Genomic DNA, 18824 nt, shown 5'->3' on the forward strand with positions numbered 1-18824 from the left:
ACGCCCCGATGAGTACTGCTGTGGATGCTGTCGAACGCACTGAAATCCTGATCATCGGCGCAGGCCCGGCCGGCTCCGTGGCCGCGGCGATGCTGCGCCAGCAGGGCCGACAGGTGCTGATGCTGGAGCGCCAGCAGTTCCCGCGCTTCTCCATCGGCGAAAGCCTGCTGCCACAGAGCATGGAGTACATCGAAGCAGCCGGGCTGCTGCAGGATGTGGTCGAGGCCGGTTTCCAGTACAAGAACGGCGCGGCCTTCGTGCACGGTGAAGCGCGTACTGCCTTCGACTTCCGGAAGAAGTTCTCGCCGGGCTGGGGTACCACCTACCAGGTGCAGCGCGCCGACTTCGACAACGTGTTGGCACGCGGCGCCGAGCGCATGGGAACCACGCTGCGTTTCGGTGATGAAGTGCTGTCGGTCGAACCCGGTGAACAGCCTGCGGTGAGCGTGCGCCGCCCGGATGGCAGCGAATACCGCATCGAGGCGGATTTCATCCTCGACGCATCGGGCTTCGCGCGCCTGCTGCCGCGCCTGCTGCAGCTGGAATCGCCATCCAATTTCCCGGTGCGCGGCGCGATCTTCTGCCACGTGCGCGACAACATTCCGGCCGAAGCCGACTTCGACCGCAACAAGATCCTGATCACCACCCATCCCGAACACATCGACGTCTGGTACTGGACGATTCCATTCTCCAACGGCTGCTGCTCGCTGGGCGTGGTCGCCGAGCCGTCGTTCTTCGAGCGCTACGAAGGCGACGACCTGCAGAAGCTGCAGGCCATCGTCGGCGAGGACCCCAACCTGACCCGCCTGCTGGCCAATGCCGAATGGGCGGTGCTGCCGGTGCGCCGCATCACGGGTTACTCGGCCAATGTCAGCTCGCTGTGGGGCCCCGGCTACGCGTTGCTGGGCAACGCCGGCGAGTTCCTCGACCCGGTGTTCTCGTCCGGTGTGACCATTGCCTTCAAGTCCGCGCAGCTGGCCAGCGAGTGCCTCAAGCGCCGTTATGCCGGCCAAACCGTAGACTGGGAAGCTGAATTCTCGATCCCGCTGCGCGCCGGCGTGAAGACCTTCCGCCGCTTCGTGGAAAGCTGGTACCAGGGCGGCTTCCAGAAGATCATCTACCACCCGCAGCAGCAGCCCGAAGTGCGCGACATGATCAGCTCCATCCTGGCCGGTTACGCCTGGGACACCAAGAATCCGTATGTGGCCGATGAAGGTGGTCGCCGCATGCGCGTGCTGGAGGAATTGTGCAGCGCCTGATCTTCCGTACTGCGGCCCTGCTGCTGTGCCTGCTGCTGGCCGCCTGTGCCGGGCGCATGCCCAAGCCCCAGGTGGAGCTGCCGCCGCTGCGGCTGTCGCCGGCCAGCCTGCCGGCGCCGCTGGCCCTGCAGCAGCAGCTGCATTTCCGCTTCGGCAGCCATGAGCGCGACCTCGACGCGCTGCTGGAAGCCGACGCGCAGCAGGTGCAGCTGGCGGTGCAGGCGATGGGCCAGACCGGCGTGCGCCTGCAGTGGGACGGCCAGCAGCTGACCCAGCAGCGCGCGCCGTGGCTGCCGCCGCAGGTACGTGCCGAGCGTGTGCTGGATGACCTGCAGTTCGCGCTGTGGCCGACCGCGGCCATCGCCGCCGCGCTGCCGTCCGACTGGCAGGTCAGCGACGACGGCCAGCAGCGCAGCCTGTCGCGCGATGGCACGGTGTGGCTGCAACTGCAGCGCCTGGACGATGGCAGCGTGCAGCTGGACAACCGTGCCGAAGGCTATGCGCTGCGCATCGAATCGATCGACATGGCCGGACAGGACCGATGAGTGCACCGATCTACCTGAACGACCTGGGCGTGGTCTGCGCGCTCGGCGATGGCCGCGCCGCTGTCGCGTCGGCGATGTTCGCCGACGTGCCGGGCGGGCTCAGTGACAACGACAGCCTGTTGCCGGGGCGCACCCTGGCGCTGGGAGAAGTACGCACGCCACTGCCGGCGCTGGAGGAACTGCCGGTGGCCCTGCGCGGGCGCAACAACGCCCTGCTGGACGTGGCACTGGCGCAGATCGCTCCGGCGGTGGCCGCCGCGATCACCCGCCATGGCGCCGAGCGCGTGGCGGTGGTGCTGGGCACCAGCACCTCGGGCATTGGTGAGTCCGAGCAGGCCCTGCGCACCCACGCCGAACAGGGCCAGTGGCCGCAGGGCTTCGATTACGCCCAGCAGGAAATGGGTACTGCCGCGCAGTTCGTGCGTCAGCGCAGCGGCGCTCAAGGGCCCGCGTGGACCCTGTCCACCGCCTGTTCGTCCAGTGCCAAGGCGCTGATGTCGGCTGCACGCATGCTGCGAGCCGGTATCGTCGACGCCGTGATCGCAGGCGGTGCGGACTCGCTGTGCCGCTTCACCGTGGCCGGCTTCAGCGCGCTGGAATCGGTGTCGGCCCTGCGCTGCAATCCGTTCTCGCAGCACCGCTCCGGTATCAACATCGGCGAGGGCGCCGCGCTGTTCCTGCTCACCCGCGAGCCGGGTCCGGTGTGCCTGGCCGGGTGGGGCGAATCGGCCGACGCTCACCATATGTCCGCCCCCGATCCGCAGGGCCTGGGTGCCATCGATGCCCTGCAGCAGGCGCTGCAGCGCGCCGGCTGGGCGGCCGATGAAGTGGACTACGTGAACCTGCATGGCACCGCCACCGGGCACAACGATGCGATGGAAAGCCTGGCGGTTTCGCAGGTGCTGGGCAACGGCATTCGGGCCAGTTCGACCAAGCCCCTGACCGGCCATACGCTGGGTGCGTCAGGCGCGATCGAAGCTGCATTGTGCTGGATCGTGCTGGCCGAGAACCCGCAGCAGCAACTGCCACCGCACTGGTGGGACGGCGTGGCAGACCCCGCGCTGCCGGCACTGCCGCTGGTCGCACCGGCCACCCGCCTGGCGCAGGCACCGCGGCGGGTGCTGAGCAATTCGTTCGCCTTCGGCGGCAGCAATGCCGTGCTGGCGCTGGAGCGTCGATGAACATGCTGTATGCAATTGAAGAGGTGGTACCGCACCGCCAGGACATGTGCCTGCTGGAGCGCATCACGCACTGGGACCAGGACACCATCGAGGCGGAACTGGTGGTGCCCGAGGCCGGCCTGTTCGTGGAAAACCACGAAGTGCCGGCCTGGGTGGGCATCGAATACATGGCACAGGCCATCGCGGCCTGGGCCGGCTGCCGTGCGCGTGCAGCGGGCAAGCCACCGCAGCTGGGCTTCCTGCTCGGCAGCCGCCGCTACAACAGCGCGCGCTGCAGCTTCCCCAGCGGCTCGCGGCTGCGCGTACAGGCGCGCTGCGAGCTGTTGGGTGACAATGGATTGGGGATGTTCGCCTGCCGCATCCTGGCGGGCGAGGACGAATGGGCGACAGCCAACGTGTCGGTATTCGAACCGGCCGATGCGATGGCCTATCTGGAGAGTGGACAGGCATGACAGGGAATCGAAGCGTGCTGGTGACCGGCGCCAGCCGGGGCATCGGCCGGGCCATCGCGCTGCGCATCGCGCGCGATGGCTTCGACGTGGTGGTGCATTGCCGCAGCCGCCTGGATGAGGCACAGGCCGTGGTGGCCGAGATCCACGCGTTGGGCCAGCAGGCCCGCGTACTGATGTTCGACGTGGCCGACCGCGAGGCCGCACGCGCCGCGCTGGAGGCCGATGTCGAAGCGCACGGCGCGTACTACGGCGTGGTCTGCAATGCCGGCATCGCCCGTGATGGCGCCTTCCCGGCACTGTCGGCGGAGGATTGGGACCAGGTCATCCACACCAACCTGGATGGCTTCTACAACGTGCTGCATCCGCTGATCATGCCGATGGTGCGGCGGCGCAAGCCGGGCCGCATCGTTACCCTGTCGTCGGTGTCCGGACTGGCCGGCAACCGCGGGCAGGTCAATTACAGTGCCGCCAAGGCCGGCATCATCGGTGCCACCAAGGCCCTGGCGCTGGAACTGGCCAGCCGCCAGATCACCGTCAACTGCGTGGCCCCGGGCCTGATCGAGACCGAAATGCTCAACGATGAAGTGATCGAACACGCGCTCAAGCTGATTCCCGCCGGCCGCGTCGGCTGTCCCGACGAAGTGGCGGCCACGGTGGCGTTCCTGCTGTCCGAATCGGCCGGCTACATCACCCGCCAGGTGATCTCGGTGAACGGGGGCATGCTCTGATGGCCACCGATCGTCGCGTCGTGGTGACCGGTGCGTCCGCGATCAGTCCGCTCGGCCATGACTGGCCGACCATCGAGGCGCACCTGCGCAGCTGCCGCAACGCGGTGCGCGCGATGCCCGAGTGGGATGTCTATGCCGGGCTGAACACCAAGCTGGCTGCGCCGGCGCAGGACTTCGCGCTGCCGCCGAACTACAACCGCAAGACCACCCGCTCCATGGGCAAGGTCGCGATCATGTCGGTGCGTGCCACCGAAGTGGCGCTGCGCGAAGCTGGCCTGCACGAGCACCCGGTGCTGCGCAGCGGTCGCACCGGCGTGGCCTATGGTTCCTCGTCGGGCAGCCACGAAGCCACCGGCGAGTTCGGGCGCATGCTCAACGAGTTCACCACCGAAGGCATCAGCGCCACCACCTACCTGAAGATGATGAGCCACACCGCGCCGGTCAACATCGGCGTGTTCTTCGGCCTGTCCGGGCGTGTCTATACCACCTCCAGCGCCTGCACCTCGGGCAGCCAGGGCGTGGGCGCGGCCTATGAAGCGATCCGCAGCGGCAAGCAGACGGTGATGGTCGCCGGTGGTGCCGAGCAGCTCGACGCTACCGCTGCGGCGGTGTTCGACACCCTGTTCGCCACCAGCGTGCGCAACGACGCGCCGCAGACCACGCCGCGCCCGTTCGATGCCGGCCGCGATGGCCTGGTGCTGGGCGAGGGTGCCTGCACGCTGATCCTGGAAGACCTGGAGCACGCGCAGGCGCGCGGTGCCACCATCCTTGCCGAGGTGGTCGGCTACGGCACCAACAGCGACGGCCAGCACGTCACCCAGCCCAGCGCCGACACCATGGCCCAGGCCATGCGCCTGGCGCTGGAGGATGCGGGCCTGGAGGCGGCGCAGATCGACTACGTCAACGCCCACGGCACCGCCACCGATCACGGCGACATCGCCGAGACCCAGGCCACCGCGCAGGTGTTCGGCAGCCGCGTACCGATCAGCTCGCTGAAGAGCTACGTCGGCCACATGCTCGGTGCCTGCGGTGCGTTCGAGGCCTGGCTGAGCATCGAGATGATGCGTGCCGGCTGGTTCGCCCCCACGCTGAACCTGGCCGAGGTTGACCCGCGCTGCGGCCAGCTCGACTTCATCACCGGGCAGGGCCGCGAATTGCAGGCCGAGTACGTGATGAGCAACAACTTCGCCTTCGGCGGCATCAACACCTCGCTGGTGTTCCGCCGCTGGAGCGAATGATCCACCGTCCCATCCCGCCTTTTTCCTCAACCCACCCGCACCCCCGACAAGGAGATGTTCCGATGCGCCGCACCCTGATGATCGCCACGGCCACTGCACTGCTGGCCCTGACCTCCACCGCCTCCGCCCGCGACACCCGCGTTGAGCAGTCCCTGCAGGAGCTGATCACCTCGCAGGCCGCCCGGGACGCCGGCATCGACGGCAGCGTGCGCTTCTACCTGGCCGGCCAGCCGGTCAGCGTGCAGCAGCGCTTGGGCGAGGACGTGACCAACAAGAAGACCAACGCCGCCAACAAGAGCGATGCCGAGGCCTGCCGCTGGGTCGCGCTGTCGGCGCTGCGCGCACTGCAGGACGGCGCCAAGTCGCGCGGTGCCAACGCGGTGGTCGACATCGTCAGCTACTACAAGAAGAACGAGTTCAAGAGCAGCACCAACTACGAATGCTATGCCGGTACGATCCTCGCTGGCGTGGCGCTGAAGGGCACCTACGCCAAGGTCAAGTAAGCGACCGCAGGGCAGCGGCGTTGCCTGAACGCCGCCGCCACATTGCTGAACCCCGTCGGGGAAACGCCGTCGATCACGCCGCCATCGTCGGCCGACGGCTTTCCCCGGTGTCGGCTTTCCGACACAATCATGGCTCTTCCCGGGTTATCGTCCCGCGGACATGCACGCCTACGTCTATAAAAGCCAACTCAAGCCTGACACCTACGTCTACGTTCCCCGACGCGATGATTTCAGCGCGCTGCCTGCGCCGCTGCTCACCTCGCTGGGTGCGCTCACCTTCGTCCTGGACGTGGCCCTGGATGCCCAGCGTCGCCTGGCCCAGGCCGACCCGGACAAGGTTCGCAGTGACATGAGCGAGCGCGGGTTCTACCTGCAGGTGCCGCCGTCGGTGGCCAGCCTGATGCCGCGCCACTATGACTGACGCCTCCCGTCCGCGCGCCCTGTCGATCGCCTTCGCCGTGGGCGCCGTGCTGGCACTGGGTGCTGCCGTGGGCGGCGTTGCCGGTGCCATTCTCGCCGCCCTGGCGCAACCGGCGTTCGCGCTGGGCGTATCGTGGTGGCGGCGCAGCCGTGCGCTGCTGCCGCTGAAGGTGGTTGCACGCCAGGACCTGCCGGCGCTGCTGGCACTGTGGGCGGCCGCACCGCTGCTGCTGGCGCTGCTGCTGGCCTGGCCGCTGGCGGCGCTGCGTGACAGCGGCAGCCTTGCGGCGGTGCTGGGCCTGAGCGTGCTGGTCAGTGCCGGCCTGCTCGCTGCCTGGCGCACCTGGCCGCTGTGGAACGATGTCGAACGGCTTGATGGCCGCCTGGCCCATCATTGGCAGGCGCTGGCCGGTCGCGACCTGACCGCCTGGCGCGGTCTCGGCGTGGCGGCGCTGGTGATCGCGCTGGCCGCGCTGGTGGTGCTGCCGGCCTGGCCGGGACTGCTGCCGGAGAGCGCCCGCTGGCCCGCTGCGCTGGCCGTGGTGGTGGTGTCTCCCATGCTGCACCTGCTGCTGCAGCGGGTCGCGCCGGCGCCGCTGGTGTCGTTGCGACCCAGCCCGATGGCGACGTCCAGCGCAGAACACGAACCGATGTTCGCTGCCGCGGCCGAGACCGCGCCGCTGGAGGCGATGGCTCCGCAGGAGCTGACCCCGGCCCTGTATGAAGCCGCCCGCCACGGCCGCATCGACCGCGGCCTGCAGCTGCTGCAGGCCGGCGCCGATCCGTACGCGCTGCCCGACCCGAACTGGCGCGACCAGCGCAGCCTGGCGGTGCTGGCGGCGGTGCTGCCGGACCTGCGCCTGCTGCGCGAACTGATTGCCCGCGGCGTTGACGTGAACGCGCCGCACCGGGGCATGACCCCGCTGCTGGCCGCCACCCGCGACAGCTGGCATGGCCGCCCCGAAGCCGTGATGACCCTGCTCGCCAACGGTGCCGATTCGCGTGCCACCGACAGCGATGGCAACACCCCGCTGCACCATGCCGCGCGCAGTTCCGACCCGGGCGTGGCCGCGCTGCTGCGCGATGCCGCCGCCGAAGTCGATGCGTTGAACAACGAGGGCTGGTCGCCGCTGGCCGTGGCCTGCCAGGTCGGCAACTGGCGTCTGGCCCGCTTCCTGCTCGAACGCGGTGCGCGCAGCGAACCGGCAGAGGGCACCCCGGTGCTGCTGGCCGCCGCCGCCACCGAAGACGACGATCCGGCTGGCGTGCAGCTGCTGCTCAAGCACAAGGCGCGTGCCGACGCGCGTGATCGCCAGCGCCGCAGCGCGCTGCACGAGGCGGCGCTGGCCGGCCACGTTGAAATCATCGGCGTGCTGCTGGCCGCCGGTGCCAACCTGGAAGCACGCGATGCACTGGGGCGTACGCCCTGGCTGGAAGCCGCCCGTGCCGGGCGCGCCGCGGTGGTCGAACACTTGCTGCCGCACAAGCCGGACCTGGTTGCCGTCGACGGCGAAGGGCGCAACGCAGTGCAGCTGGCGGTGATGGCAGAGGATGTCTCGCCGTTGCTGGTCAAGCGCCTGGTGGAGCTGGGCATCGCCGCCGACGCGACCGATCCGGTCGGTCGCCGTGCAGTGGACTACGCTGCCGAAGCCGGGCGCTGGGCGATTGTCGCCCTGCTGGATCCGTCCTATCCGTTGCCGGCCGCGGTCAGTGACGGCCTGGCCGAGCGTGGCGAAGCCGCCAGTGCCAGCGGCCTGCTGCCGGACCGCCCGCCGCTGACCCTGCTGCGCGAGGCGCTGGGCTTCGGCAACACCGAAGGCATGGCCGCGCTGGCCAAGCTGTGCCAGCCGGAAGAACTGGGCGGCCTGCTGCTCGACCCCGAGCTGGCGCTGGAGCCGCGCGCGGTGGATTGGCTGCTGGGCCACGGCGCCGATCCCTACGTGCGCGACGCCTGTTCCGATACGCCGATGTTCGCGTTGCTGTCGCGCGGAATCGATGCGGTGCCGGCGTTGCAGGTGATGTTGCAGCGTGGCTTGTCGCCGGCCGGACGCGGTGGCCTGGCGCGCTTCCTGGCGGCCTGTGCGCAGCACGACCAGGCCGCCCGTGGCCTGGAACAGCTGGCGCTGGAATTGCTGGAGCGTGGCGCCGATCCGTTCGCGGCTTCGCCGGCCGGTGATCCGCCGTTGTCGCTGGCGGTGCGCCTGGGCTGGCTGCGCCTGCAGCAGGCGCTGCTGAAGGCGGGCGTCGATCGCGAAGCGCGCGACAGCCATGGCATGACCGCATTGCATCTGGCCACCGCATTGGCCCGCGAAGGCGCGCTGAAGCTGCTGGTGCAGCACGGTGCCTCGCCGGAAGCACGCGCCGCCGATGGCCAGACGCCGCTGGGCGTGGCGCTGTCGATTGGTCGCCGCGATCTGGCCGACTGGCTGGACTGGCGGGTGTGGCCGTTGCCGCGCCGCACCCTGCGCGAGTCCGATCTGCCGGCCGCCGCAATGGCCGGTGACGTGGATGCGGTACGCCGCCTGATCGATCTGGGCTTCGCCGTCGATGCGGTTGATGCGCAGGGCTGCACCGCGCTGCTGCGCGCCGCCGGCGGTGGCCATCTGGCGGTGACCGACCTGTTGTTGGCGCGTGGCGCTGATCCGCAGCATGCAGCGGCCAGTGGTGCCACGCCGCTGTCGGCGGCGGTCAGCATGCGCCAGGTGGACATCGTCTCGGCCCTGCTCGACGCTGGCGCGAAGCTGGAACACCGCCTGCCGGGCGGAGTGACCGTGCTGATGCTGGCGTCCGCGCTGGGCCTGCCGGACATCGTTGCCCGCCTGCTCACCGCCGGTGCCGACGTGCACGCCGGTGACGCCCAGCAGCTGGGCCCACTGCACTGTGCCGCGCTGTATGGCTTCAGTGCCCGCGACCGCTCGCGCCTGCTCGCCCTGCTCGACACCCTGCTGCTGGCCGGTGCCGAACCGGACCAGGCCGCGGCCGGTGCGGTCACGCCGCTGCTGCTGCTGCTGGGCGCACGCGCCGAGCCCGGCACCGCCTGCGACGAACAGGTGGTGATGGCCGCAGTGGAACGCCTGCTGGACGAAGACGTGAGCCTTGAGGTGCGTGATCCGCGCGGCTTCGGACCGCTGCACCTCGCGGCCCTGCACGGTCTGCCGCTGCTGGTGCAGCGCCTGCTGCGCGCTGGTGCCGATCCGGAGGCGCGCGACAGCCTCAACCGCAGCCCGCGCGAGATCGCGGTGATGCGTGGCTTCATCGACGTGGCCGGCGAGTTTGAACCGCGCGTGCCGGGCGTCTCGTCGATGGCGCGGTTCCTGCGCGACAACGGTTGAGCCGAGGTCTGCGACATCCACGCATGGCGTGGATCTACGGCCGGAATCCGCAGTGGGTAGTGCCGGCCGCTGGCCGGCAACCTCATGAAACCCCGGGGACGCGAGATTGCCGGCCAGCGGCCGGCACTACTGCAATCCGTGGTGGGTGCCGACCGTTGGTCGGCACGCCTACTTGCCGTCGCTTTCCGCGTCGGCCTCGAACAGATGCATCAGGTCGTTGCGTGCGTCGCGCGAGGTCTGGATCACCGCCGCCTCGTCGTCGTACACCAGGTACTGGTCGCGCAGCAGCTGCTCATCGTGCTCGCGGAAGCGCTGCACGTGGCGCTCGGCCACGTCCGGTGCCACGCCCAGCGCGGTCAGCACGCGGCCGCTCATCTCCAGGCTGGTGCCGAACACTTCGCGGAACGGCTCGGCCGACATGTCCATCAACCGCCACGCATGCTGACGGTTGCGTGCACGCGCCAGCACCGTCGCGTCCGGGTACAGCCGGCGCACCATGCGCACCGCGCGCAGGTTGGTTTCCGGGTCATCCACGGTGATCACGAACACATCGATGTGCTCGCCCCCGGCCGCGCGCAGCATCTCCGGCCGGGTCGGGTCGCCGTAATACAGCTGGTTGCCGAATCGGCGCAGGTCGGCCACGGTATCCGGGTTCGCCTCCAGCGCCACGAACGGCACCTTCTGCGCGGTCAGCAGGCGCGCAATCACCTGGCCGAAGCGGCCCATGCCGGCGATCAGCACCTTGGGCCGGTTGTCCGGCGCCACCTTGTCGGCCTCGGCCGGCTCGCGCGGAGTGGCTTTCTCCTGGCCGAGCAGTTTCAGCAGCGCGATCATCAACAGCGGCGTGATCGCCATCGACAGGCCGACGATCGCCACCAGCCGGTCGTGGTTGGCGTTGCCCAGCAGGTGCGCGCGCTGTGCCTCGTTGAACACCACGAAGGCGAACTCACCGCCCAGCCACAGGACGCTGCCCAGCAGCAGCGATTGCCGCGAGCTGAGCCGGGCGACACGTCCAACCGCGTAGAGCAGGCTGAACTTGACCACCAGCAGGATGCCGACACCTGCGGCGATCAGCCACGGCTCGGCGGCGATGCGGTCCAGGTCGATGCCCATGCCCACTGCGATGAAGAACAGGCCCAGCAGCAGCCCCTTGAACGGCTCGATCTGCGCTTCCAGCTCATGCCGGAACTCCGAATCGGACAGCAGCACGCCGGCCAGGAACGCGCCGAGGCTGGGGCTGAGGCCGGCTTCCTGCATGAACCAGGCGGTGCCCAGCACCACCAGCAGGGCGGTGGCAGTGAATACTTCCGGGCTGCGGGTGCGCGCGATGATGCTGAACACCTTGCGCAGCACCGGTCGTCCGCACAGGATCACCACCGCCAGCGCACCCAGCGCCACGGCCGCATCTTCCCAGCGCAGGGTCTCGTTCTTGACCCCGCCCAGCAGCGGGATGGCCGCCAGCAGCGGAATCGCGATCAGGTCCTGGAACAGCAGGATGGCAAAGCCCAACCGGCCGTGGTCGCTGTTGATCGCCTTGTGCTCGGACAGCAGCTGCAGGCCCACCGCCGTGGATGACAGCGCCAGCGCCACACCTACCACCAGCGCGCTCTTCCACTGGAAGTGGTCGAGCAGCAGCAGGCCGCCCAGCACCAGCCCGGACAGCGCCACCTGTGCCGCACCGGCGCCGAACACCGAGCGCCGCATCACCTTCAGGCGTGCCGGCGACAGCTCCAGGCCGATCACGAACAGCAGCATCACCACGCCGATCTCGGCGGCGCCGAGGATGCGGTCGGCGTCCTGCACGAAGCCCAGCCCGTCCGGGCCCAGCACCACACCGGCCGCCAGGTAGCCCAGCACCGCGCCGAAACCGAACTTCTTGAACACCGGCACGGCGATGACCGCTGCCAGCAGCAGCACCAGCGCCAGTTCCAGACCACCGCTATGCATGGGAATACCTGGTCATCGGGGGAGCCGCTGTGCGTCCGTTCGGGTTGGGAAAAGCGTGGCGAACACCACCGCGCCATTATGCGCGCCGGCCTGTGTACGCACGAGAACAACCTGCGGGCAGGGTGCTGCCGCGGCGGGACCGGGTTGACCTGCATGGTCCACGGGTCCAGACTGCCCGCCGCTGGCGGCGCGTCCGTCGGCACACGCATCCCGGAGTCCCCAACCCATGTCCAGCGACAGTAGAAGTCGACCTCGTTCGACGCCAGCGATGGCCACCGCCTGACATCGGGACGGTTTGCCTGCGTTGGCGTTGCGCGAGGTCGCACCCCCACAAGGCAAACCCGATGAACCAGAAGCAATTGCTGCGCCCGGTGGCCGATGCCGCCGCACTGGCCGCGCCGCTGGCGAACTTCAACACCGCCGATGCGGTGGAATTCCTCAACACGCTGGAACTGACCCGCGCCGCGGAAACGCTGGCTGCGCTGCCGTTGCCGCGTGCAGTGAAAATGCTGGAAGCGCCGGAACTGCACCGCAGCGGCGAACTGGTGGCTGCGCTGCCGCCGGCGCGCGCTGCCGCCCTGCTCGGCTTGATGGCCGACGACCGCGCCACCGACATCGTCCATGAGCTGGATGAGGAAGAACGCGCCCGGTTGATCCCGCTGCTGGGCACCGACGCCCGCCAGGCCATCCAGAAGCTGCTCAGCTACCCGCCGAACACCGCCGGCGCGCTGATGACCACCGAGTACGTGGCGGTACCCGCCAGCTGGACCGTGGCGCAGACCCTGCAGCACATCCGCCAGGTCGAGCGCACCCGTGAAACGGTGTACGCGATCTACGTGCTGGAGCCGGCCAGCCAGCAGCTGCAGCAGGTGGTGACCATGCGCCGGCTGATCACCGGCCTGCCGGAGGAGTCGATCCTGGACGTGGCCCAGGTCAATCCACCGGTGACGGTGGACGCACTGATGGACCAGGAAGAAGTGGCACGGCTGATCCGTCGCCACGACCTGCTGGCGATCCCGGTGGTCGATGCGCAGCAGCAGATGCTCGGCATCGTCACCGTCGATGACGTACTGGATGCGCTGATCGAGGAATCCACCGAGGACGCGCACAAGTTCGGCGGCATGGAAGCGCTGGACAAGCCGTACATGCAGATCGGTTTCTTCGAGATGCTGCGCAAGCGCGCCGGCTGGCTGAGCGTGCTGTTCCTGGGCGAGATGCTGACCGCCAGCGCGATGCAGCACTATGAGGACGAACTGGCGCGTGCGGTGGTGCTGACCCTGTTCATTCCGCTCATCATGAGTTCGGGCGGCAACTCCGGTTCGCAGGCCACCTCGCTGCTGATCCGCAGCCTGGCGCTGCGCGAACTGCGCCTGCGCGACTGGTGGAAGGTGGCCCTGCGCGAAGTGCCCACCGGCATGGTGCTGGGCGCGATCCTCGGCTGCCTGGCCATCGTGCGAATCGTGATCTGGCAGCTGGGTGGCCTGCATGACTACGGCGAGCACTGGATCCTGCTGGCGATCACCATCGGCGCGGCGCTGATCGGCATCGTCACGTTCGGCTCGCTGTCCGGATCGATGCTGCCGTTCATCCTGAAGCGGCTCGGCTTCGACCCGGCCAGTGCCTCGGCCCCGTTCGTGGCCACCCTTGTGGACGTGACCGGGCTGGTGATCTATTTCAGCATCGCCGCGATGATCCTGCACGGCACGCTGTTGTAGGCCGGGGTCGTTTACTGGGTCGGATCCCTTCGCGCAGCGAAGGGCTCGGACCCCTGAAGCAGCGTGCTCCGGTAGTTGCCGACCTTGGTCGGCACGCAAGGGTCACGCAAGGGTCAGATCCCTTTCCTGGGGAAAGGGATCTGACCCCATCGTCATGGAATTTGGTTACCGTAGGCGCATGAGTACCTACCACCTGCAGTCCGTGTTCCGTCCGCAGTCGGTCGCGGTGATCGGCGGCAGCCCGCGTCAGCGCTCGGCCGGACGTGCGGTGATGCGCAACCTGCGCGGCACCGGCTTCCCCGGCAAGGTGGCGTGGATCAACCCGCGGCATGCCGAAATTGATGGCATCCGCACCGTGAAGCGGCTGAAGGACCTGGACTGGGTGCCGGATCTGGTGGTGATCACCGCGCCGGCGTCGATCGTGCCGCAGGTGGTGCGCACCGCTGCCGAACGCGGCGTGCAGGCGGCAATCATCCTCACCGCGCACCTGGGTGAAGGCCCGGGCTCGCTGTCGGCGCAGGTGGAGGCGGTGGCGCGCAAGCATGGCCTGCGCATCCTCGGCCCACACTGCCTGGGTGTGATTGCACCGCACGCACGGCTCAATGCCAGCATCGCCGCGCACTTCCCGCAGGCCGGTGATCTTGCGTTGATCTCCGAATCCTCGGCCATTGCCGCCGCGCTGGTGGAGTGGGGCGTGGCCCGCTCGGTCGGGTTTTCCGCGGTGGTCTCGCTGGGCGACACGATGGACGTCGACTTCGGTGACCTGCTCGACTACTTCGCCACCGACTACCGCACCCGCGCCATCCTGCTCTACGTCGAGCAGATCAAGGATGCGCGCAAGTTCATGTCGGCCGCGCGTGCCGCCGCCCGCGCCAAGCCGGTGGTGGTGGTGAAGTCCGGCCGCGCCGAGCGCGTGCAGCCGGGCAGCCGCGATACCCATGTGCAGGCCCTGGCCCGCACCGACGACGTGTACGGTGCGGCCTTCAACCGCGCCGGCCTGCTGCGCGTCAGCGCGCTGGACGAGCTGTTCACGGCTGCCGAATCGCTGGGCCGGTTGGGGACGTTCCCCGGTCGTCGCCTGGCCATTCTCAGCAATGGTGGCGGTGTCGGCCGCCTTGCCGTGGATCAGCTCATTGCATTGCGTGGCACGCTGGCCAACCTGTCCGACAGCACGGTCGAGAAACTCGACGCCGTGTTGCCGCAGGGCTGGTCGCGCAGCAATCCGGTCGACATCGTGGTCGACGCCGATGGTGACCGCTATGCCGCCGCCATTGAAGCGCTGCTGGCCGACAACGAGAACGACGCGGTGATGGTGGTCAATGTGCCCACCGCATTCACCTCGTCTGCAGACGCTGCGCAGGCGCTGACCCGCACGCTCGGCCTGCGTCCGCGCCACCATCGCGACAAGCCGGTATTCGCGGTGTGGCTGGGCAACGATGACCAGGCCACCGCCACGCTCAACGCGGCACGGGTGCCGACCTATCCGACCGAGGCCGAAGCGGTGCGCGGCTTCCAGCATCTGGTGCGCTATCGCGAAGCGCAGAACGCGCTGATGGAAACGCCGCCCAGCCTGCCGCAGGACTTCAATGTCGACGCGGCGGCCGCACGCGCGCTGGTCGATGCCGCGCTGGCCAACGGCCAGCAGTGGCTGGACCCGCTGGCTACGCATGAACTGCTCAAGGCCTATGGCATTCCGTCCGCACCGGTCATGCATGCGCGCGATGCGCACGAGGCGATGGACCTGGCGCAGCCGCTGCTCGAGCGCGGTGCCACGGTCGCACTGAAGATCCTGTCACCGGACATCCCGCACAAGTCGGAAGTGGACGGCGTGCGCCTGAACCTGTCCACGTTGCCGGCGGTGCAGAGCGCGGCCAACGCGATCCTGTCGCGCGCACGCCAGCTGCGGCCGGATGCCCGCATCGATGGCCTGCTGGTGCAGCCGACCATTGTTCGCCCGAAGGCGCGTGAACTGATTGTCGGCATCGCCGATGACGCGACGTTCGGCCCGGTGATCGTGGTCGGTCGTGGCGGTACCGCAGTTGAAGTGATCAATGACAAGGCGTTGGCGTTGCCGCCGCTGGACCTGCGCCTGGCCCACGAGCTGATTGGCCATACCCGGGCTTCGCGCATCCTCAAGGCCTATGGCGATGTGCCCGCCGCCGACGAGCGCACACTGGCGCTGGCGCTGGTCAAGCTGGCACAGCTGGCCGCGGACATTCCCGAAGTGCGTACGCTGGACATCAATCCGTTGTTGGTCGACAGCAAGGGCATCCTCGCGCTCGACGCACGCGTGGCGGTGGCGCCGTCGCGCATTCTGCACAAGGGCCGCGGTCATCCGCGCTTCTCGGTGTTCCCGTACCCGAAGGAGTGGGAGCGCACCATCGAACTGTCCGATGGCGGCCGCGCCTTCGTGCGTCCGGTGCGTCCGGAAGACGATGCGCTGTTCCGCGCATTCTTCGCCCGTGTCAGCGACGAGGACCTGCGCCTGCGCTTCTTCCAGTCGGTGAAGCATTTCAGCCACGAGTTCATCGCGCGCCTGACCCAGCTCGATTACGCACGCTCGATCGCACTGGTGGCGATCGAACCACGCAGCGGCGAAATGCTTGGCGCGGTGCGCCTGCACGCCGATGCCGATTACCACCGTGGCGAGTACGGCATCCTGATCCGCTCGGACCTGAAGGGCCACGGCATCGGCTGGCGGTTGATGGCGATCATGATCGAGTACGCCAAGTGGCTGGGCCTGGACGTGGTGGAAGGCCAGGTGCTGCGCGAAAACAGCACCATGCTGGCGATGTGCCAGAGCCTGGGCTTCAAGACCAAACTCGATCCGGACGACCCGACGGTGATGGTGGTGACGCTGCCGGTGCAGCAGGTCGAGGTGCCCGAAACCCCGTTGTAGAGCCGAGCCTGCGCCCGGTTCGACAACGTCACCGCAAGGGGTCCACCTCCACCGCCGTGCCATAGCACAGCACCTCGGTCAGTCCAGTCATCACATCGGCGGCGTCGTAAAGCAAGCTCATGCTGATGATTGCGCTGCTGTCAGTCGTTCAACGATTGAATATTGACTACAACGATGGCTTATACCCTACGCCAGTGACGTCCGAGTGGTCCACGCATGTCGGCGTACCGGGCGCCTGCTGTGTCTCTTGCGTAGGAGTGACTGAATCACCAGAAGGAAAGAAGCGGCTACTGACGCATTTCGCTCTTCAACTCAGCGAAGAAGCAACGCTACATTGCGCCACTGCGTGGCAGCGGTCCTTCGTGACCTTATTGAAAGAGGATGTTTCCCGATGTTGCAGGCATGAGGAAATTTGTGAGGATCCAAGGTATCAACGAAAAGACCTTCGCCATCTGCGTGTGCTGCCTAGCTATGGTGGCGGCAACTGCAGACGGTCGGATCTTGCCGTTCTTGTTCATAGGAGCGGTTGTCATTGCGATAGCCAGGCATGCCGACGTCAGGCGCGAGCGGATTCGGGAAGAGCACGAGTCGAAATGATCACTTTGCAAGGTTGCCGCTTGAGTTGCAGCTGCGGCTGATTCCTGCAAGGACGCCAAGTCCGTATTGGTTTCAATGCGGCAGTTGATGGACCAGAGCAATCGTCATGGCCCTTCTCGACGCTTGGCATGGAGTCCACGCGAGTTATGCAGGGCATCTTGACCTGAGAACGACTGGTGAGCCGCTCGAACAGCCGCATCGAATCAATCTCGTGCAGCGCTTGCTACATGCCCGAATCGCTCCAACGCATATCACTGCTGCAGCAGGTGGATGCGCAGCATCGTCTCCATCACATACGGCGACCGACCCACGCGACCCGAACGCGGGTAATCTGGCTCGATCCGGACCAGTAGTGCCTTCCATGGCACTACCTAGTCCACCTCGTAAAGGAGAATCACGCGCCGGGTCTGCTTGCGCTTGCCCAGGCCCTGCGCATCCCCAAGTGTCAGCCGTATGATGTACTCCACTACGCGGCTCAGTAGTGTCCCCCGAAGCGGCAGTCTGTGGCGGGCACTGCTGCACAGTTCGCAGGGAGCTGTTCAGAACATCCTTAGCGCTGGTCAATCATTAGCTGGATCGCGGGGCTTTCGCCCTGCGATCCATTGAGAGTCGATATGAAGATTACTGATGGATTTGATGGCCGGCATGGCAAGTTCTACTTTATTTCCCTGGTAGCAATGGCGTCTGCGTCAGCGCTGATGCTGGTGGCGGCGCTTCGGGGTGCTGAGCCTTTGCAGGTTCCTCAGGAGGTTGGAGCTTTTGTTGCCGCATTCTCGCTGATGTGTTCGACGGCAAGTTACCTGTTAATAGGGAAAATTAAGTACTCGTTCCTGCTGCTTGGGGTTTCGGCTGCCGTGTTTTCGGCCGCTCTATGGTCGTTCGGTGCGCCTTTGTCGTTCGTGCTTCTCTTGGGGCTTCCAGCTCTGCTCTTGTCTTTAATTTCAGTTATTTTTCGGGATAAGGTCGATGTACAGGTCGAGGGGGATGAATAACGTTATTTGTCTATAGATTGGCTTATTCTTAGTCCACTGGTCGCTGATGGCTGAGCGAGATTTGCCGTCCTCATGACCTGCATCTACGGATGCTCTGAACAACTACTTCGGTAGTGCTGTCCGCTGGCCGGCGGCCTGAGAGACAATAGAGGCACACGTTGAGAAGCCATCCATGCAGCTGACATTTGGCGATACGCAGGGTCTGGGCAAGCGCAAGCAGACCCGGCGCGAGATTCTCCTTTACGAGGTGGACTGGGTAGCGCCATGAAAGGCACTACTGGCCCGGATCGAGCCAGATTACCCGCGTTCGGGTCGCGTGGGTAAGTCGCCGTATGCGGTGGACACGATGCTGCGCATCCACCTGCTGCAGCAGTGATATGCGTTGGAGCGCTCCGGGCATGTAGTAAGCGCTGCACGAGATCGCTTCGATGCGGCTGTTCGCCCGGGTCAGCGAGCTTGATGCGATCCCGGATGACCAGTTGTTTGTCGGAAGCATTGTCGACAACATCAGCGGCTTCGATAGCGGCTTCGATGAACAGCGCATTGAGGAAGCTGCTCGAATGGCCGCGGTGCATGATGAGATCGCGGGGATGGCGATGGGTTACCACGGTCATATCGGCGACATGGGCAACTCGCTCTCAGGCGGTCAGAAGCAGCGCGTGATTCTGGCCCGCGCCCTCTACCGCCGGCCACGGATTCTGCTTCTAGATGAGGCCACCAGCCATCTTGATGTCATGCGCGAGCGCTTGGTCAACGAAGCCGTGCAGCGTATGGAGCTGATCAAGGTGATCGTGGCTCATAGGCCGGAGACCATAAACAGCGCCGACCGCGTGCACGTGATGGAGCAGGGGCGGATCGTCCAGGAGGTGCGGCCCCAGCGTGGGGCGTCGACGGCGCCTGCTTCCGACGCCGAGGAATGCGTCGCGGCATCGGTCTGACTGGCGTCCCACAGGGTATCCAGAAGCGGGCGCGGGTCCGGCGCGCCTGTTTCATCCGGGGCATGTCGCCGCGCTTGG

Annotated in this window: 13 protein-coding genes and 3 pseudogenes; 13 read left to right on the plus strand and 3 right to left on the minus strand. The window is 67.3% G+C overall.

Translation table 11 applies throughout. From position 1 onward, the window contains the following. Positions 1-8 precede the first annotated feature (8 nt). The 9 genes from AC5P9L_RS15885 to AC5P9L_RS15925 all read left to right on the plus strand — a co-directional run bounded on the left by AC5P9L_RS15885 (position 9) and on the right by AC5P9L_RS15925 (position 9658). On the plus strand, positions 9-1259 hold the full coding sequence (locus AC5P9L_RS15885; RefSeq protein WP_262101821.1) for an NAD(P)/FAD-dependent oxidoreductase: 1251 nt from the start codon (positions 9-11) through the stop codon (positions 1257-1259). Further along, on the plus strand, positions 1247-1804 hold the full coding sequence (locus tag AC5P9L_RS15890; RefSeq protein WP_005411599.1) for a DUF3261 domain-containing protein: 558 nt from the start codon (positions 1247-1249) through the stop codon (positions 1802-1804). Before AC5P9L_RS15885 ends, AC5P9L_RS15890 begins: the two co-directional genes overlap by 13 nt. Further along, positions 1801-2985, plus strand: coding sequence for a beta-ketoacyl-[acyl-carrier-protein] synthase family protein (locus AC5P9L_RS15895; protein WP_005414864.1), 1185 nt, complete (start codon positions 1801-1803; stop codon positions 2983-2985). The genes AC5P9L_RS15890 and AC5P9L_RS15895 overlap by 4 nt, the downstream gene beginning before the upstream one ends. Then, positions 2982-3437, plus strand: a complete 456-nt coding sequence (locus tag AC5P9L_RS15900; RefSeq protein ID WP_005411597.1) for a hotdog family protein — start codon at positions 2982-2984, stop codon at positions 3435-3437. Before AC5P9L_RS15895 ends, AC5P9L_RS15900 begins: the two co-directional genes overlap by 4 nt. Further along, positions 3434-4165: a 3-ketoacyl-ACP reductase FabG2 gene (locus AC5P9L_RS15905; protein ID WP_262101820.1), complete on the plus strand. Its 732-nt coding sequence runs from the start codon at positions 3434-3436 to the stop codon at positions 4163-4165. The genes AC5P9L_RS15900 and AC5P9L_RS15905 overlap by 4 nt, the downstream gene beginning before the upstream one ends. After that, positions 4165-5403 carry a beta-ketoacyl-ACP synthase gene (locus AC5P9L_RS15910; RefSeq protein ID WP_005411595.1) on the plus strand — a complete coding sequence of 413 codons (1239 nt, stop codon included), beginning with the start codon at positions 4165-4167 and terminating at the stop codon, positions 5401-5403. Before AC5P9L_RS15905 ends, AC5P9L_RS15910 begins: the two co-directional genes overlap by 1 nt. Positions 5404-5465: 62 nt before the next feature. Then, the gene (locus tag AC5P9L_RS15915; RefSeq protein ID WP_043034448.1) at positions 5466-5906 is read left to right on the plus strand and encodes a hypothetical protein; all 441 of its coding nucleotides are present in this window, start codon (positions 5466-5468) and stop codon (positions 5904-5906) included. A gap of 160 nt (positions 5907-6066) precedes the next feature. Further along, entirely contained in the window at positions 6067-6327 is a 261-nt protein-coding gene (locus AC5P9L_RS15920) for a YcgL domain-containing protein (RefSeq protein ID WP_005411593.1), read from the plus strand. Continuing rightward, on the plus strand, positions 6320-9658 hold the full coding sequence (locus AC5P9L_RS15925) for an ankyrin repeat domain-containing protein (RefSeq protein WP_274849963.1): 3339 nt from the start codon (positions 6320-6322) through the stop codon (positions 9656-9658). Before AC5P9L_RS15920 ends, AC5P9L_RS15925 begins: the two co-directional genes overlap by 8 nt. A gap of 168 nt (positions 9659-9826) precedes the next feature. Here AC5P9L_RS15925 and AC5P9L_RS15930 read toward each other — a convergent pair whose 3' ends face one another. Further along, entirely contained in the window at positions 9827-11605 is a 1779-nt protein-coding gene (locus AC5P9L_RS15930) for a monovalent cation:proton antiporter-2 (CPA2) family protein (RefSeq protein ID WP_005411591.1), read from the minus strand. Positions 11606-11949: 344 nt separating this feature from the next. On the opposite strand from AC5P9L_RS15930, the gene mgtE reads away from it, so the two are divergent. Next, entirely contained in the window at positions 11950-13320 is a 1371-nt protein-coding gene (gene mgtE / locus AC5P9L_RS15935) for a magnesium transporter (protein ID WP_043034452.1), read from the plus strand. A gap of 178 nt (positions 13321-13498) precedes the next feature. After that, the gene (locus AC5P9L_RS15940; RefSeq protein ID WP_279915803.1) at positions 13499-16219 is read left to right on the plus strand and encodes a bifunctional acetate--CoA ligase family protein/GNAT family N-acetyltransferase; all 2721 of its coding nucleotides are present in this window, start codon (positions 13499-13501) and stop codon (positions 16217-16219) included. Positions 16220-16247: 28 nt separating this feature from the next. On the opposite strand, the pseudogene AC5P9L_RS15945 reads toward AC5P9L_RS15940, so the two are convergent. Together AC5P9L_RS15945 and AC5P9L_RS15950 are read right to left on the minus strand one after the other, a co-directional pair. Beyond that, a pseudogene (locus tag AC5P9L_RS15945) lies at positions 16248-16358 on the minus strand (YbjQ family protein); the annotation flags it as partial. Positions 16359-17042: 684 nt separating this feature from the next. Next, a pseudogene (locus AC5P9L_RS15950) lies at positions 17043-17271 on the minus strand (transposase); the annotation flags it as partial. Between the two features lie 159 nt (positions 17272-17430). On the opposite strand from AC5P9L_RS15950, the gene AC5P9L_RS15955 reads away from it, so the two are divergent. Together AC5P9L_RS15955 and AC5P9L_RS15960 are read left to right on the plus strand one after the other, a co-directional pair. Beyond that, positions 17431-17808, plus strand: a complete 378-nt coding sequence (locus AC5P9L_RS15955; protein WP_279915804.1) for a hypothetical protein — start codon at positions 17431-17433, stop codon at positions 17806-17808. 172 nt (positions 17809-17980) lie between these two features. Next, positions 17981-18746 (plus strand): annotated as a pseudogene (locus tag AC5P9L_RS15960) (ATP-binding cassette domain-containing protein). Positions 18747-18824 lie beyond the last annotated feature (78 nt).

Source organism: Stenotrophomonas sp. YJH_SMC_64 (assembly GCF_059371375.1).

What these genes read in the sequence shown, in the direction of transcription:
- AC5P9L_RS15885 (WP_262101821.1), top strand. Translation starts at nt 9, where the DNA reads ATGAGTACTGCTGTGGATGCTGTCGAACGCACTGAAATCCTGATCATC.
- AC5P9L_RS15895 (WP_005414864.1), top strand. Translation starts at nt 1,801, where the DNA reads ATGAGTGCACCGATCTACCTGAACGACCTGGGCGTGGTCTGCGCGCTC.
- AC5P9L_RS15900 (WP_005411597.1), top strand. Translation starts at nt 2,982, where the DNA reads ATGAACATGCTGTATGCAATTGAAGAGGTGGTACCGCACCGCCAGGAC.
- AC5P9L_RS15905 (WP_262101820.1), top strand. Translation starts at nt 3,434, where the DNA reads ATGACAGGGAATCGAAGCGTGCTGGTGACCGGCGCCAGCCGGGGCATC.
- AC5P9L_RS15910 (WP_005411595.1), top strand. Translation starts at nt 4,165, where the DNA reads ATGGCCACCGATCGTCGCGTCGTGGTGACCGGTGCGTCCGCGATCAGT.
- AC5P9L_RS15915 (WP_043034448.1), top strand. Translation starts at nt 5,466, where the DNA reads ATGCGCCGCACCCTGATGATCGCCACGGCCACTGCACTGCTGGCCCTG.
- AC5P9L_RS15920 (WP_005411593.1), top strand. Translation starts at nt 6,067, where the DNA reads ATGCACGCCTACGTCTATAAAAGCCAACTCAAGCCTGACACCTACGTC.
- AC5P9L_RS15925 (WP_274849963.1), top strand. Translation starts at nt 6,320, where the DNA reads ATGACTGACGCCTCCCGTCCGCGCGCCCTGTCGATCGCCTTCGCCGTG.
- AC5P9L_RS15930 (WP_005411591.1), bottom strand. Translation starts at nt 11,605, where the DNA reads ATGCATAGCGGTGGTCTGGAACTGGCGCTGGTGCTGCTGCTGGCAGCG.
- mgtE (WP_043034452.1), top strand. Translation starts at nt 11,950, where the DNA reads ATGAACCAGAAGCAATTGCTGCGCCCGGTGGCCGATGCCGCCGCACTG.
- AC5P9L_RS15940 (WP_279915803.1), top strand. Translation starts at nt 13,499, where the DNA reads ATGAGTACCTACCACCTGCAGTCCGTGTTCCGTCCGCAGTCGGTCGCG.
- AC5P9L_RS15955 (WP_279915804.1), top strand. Translation starts at nt 17,431, where the DNA reads ATGAAGATTACTGATGGATTTGATGGCCGGCATGGCAAGTTCTACTTT.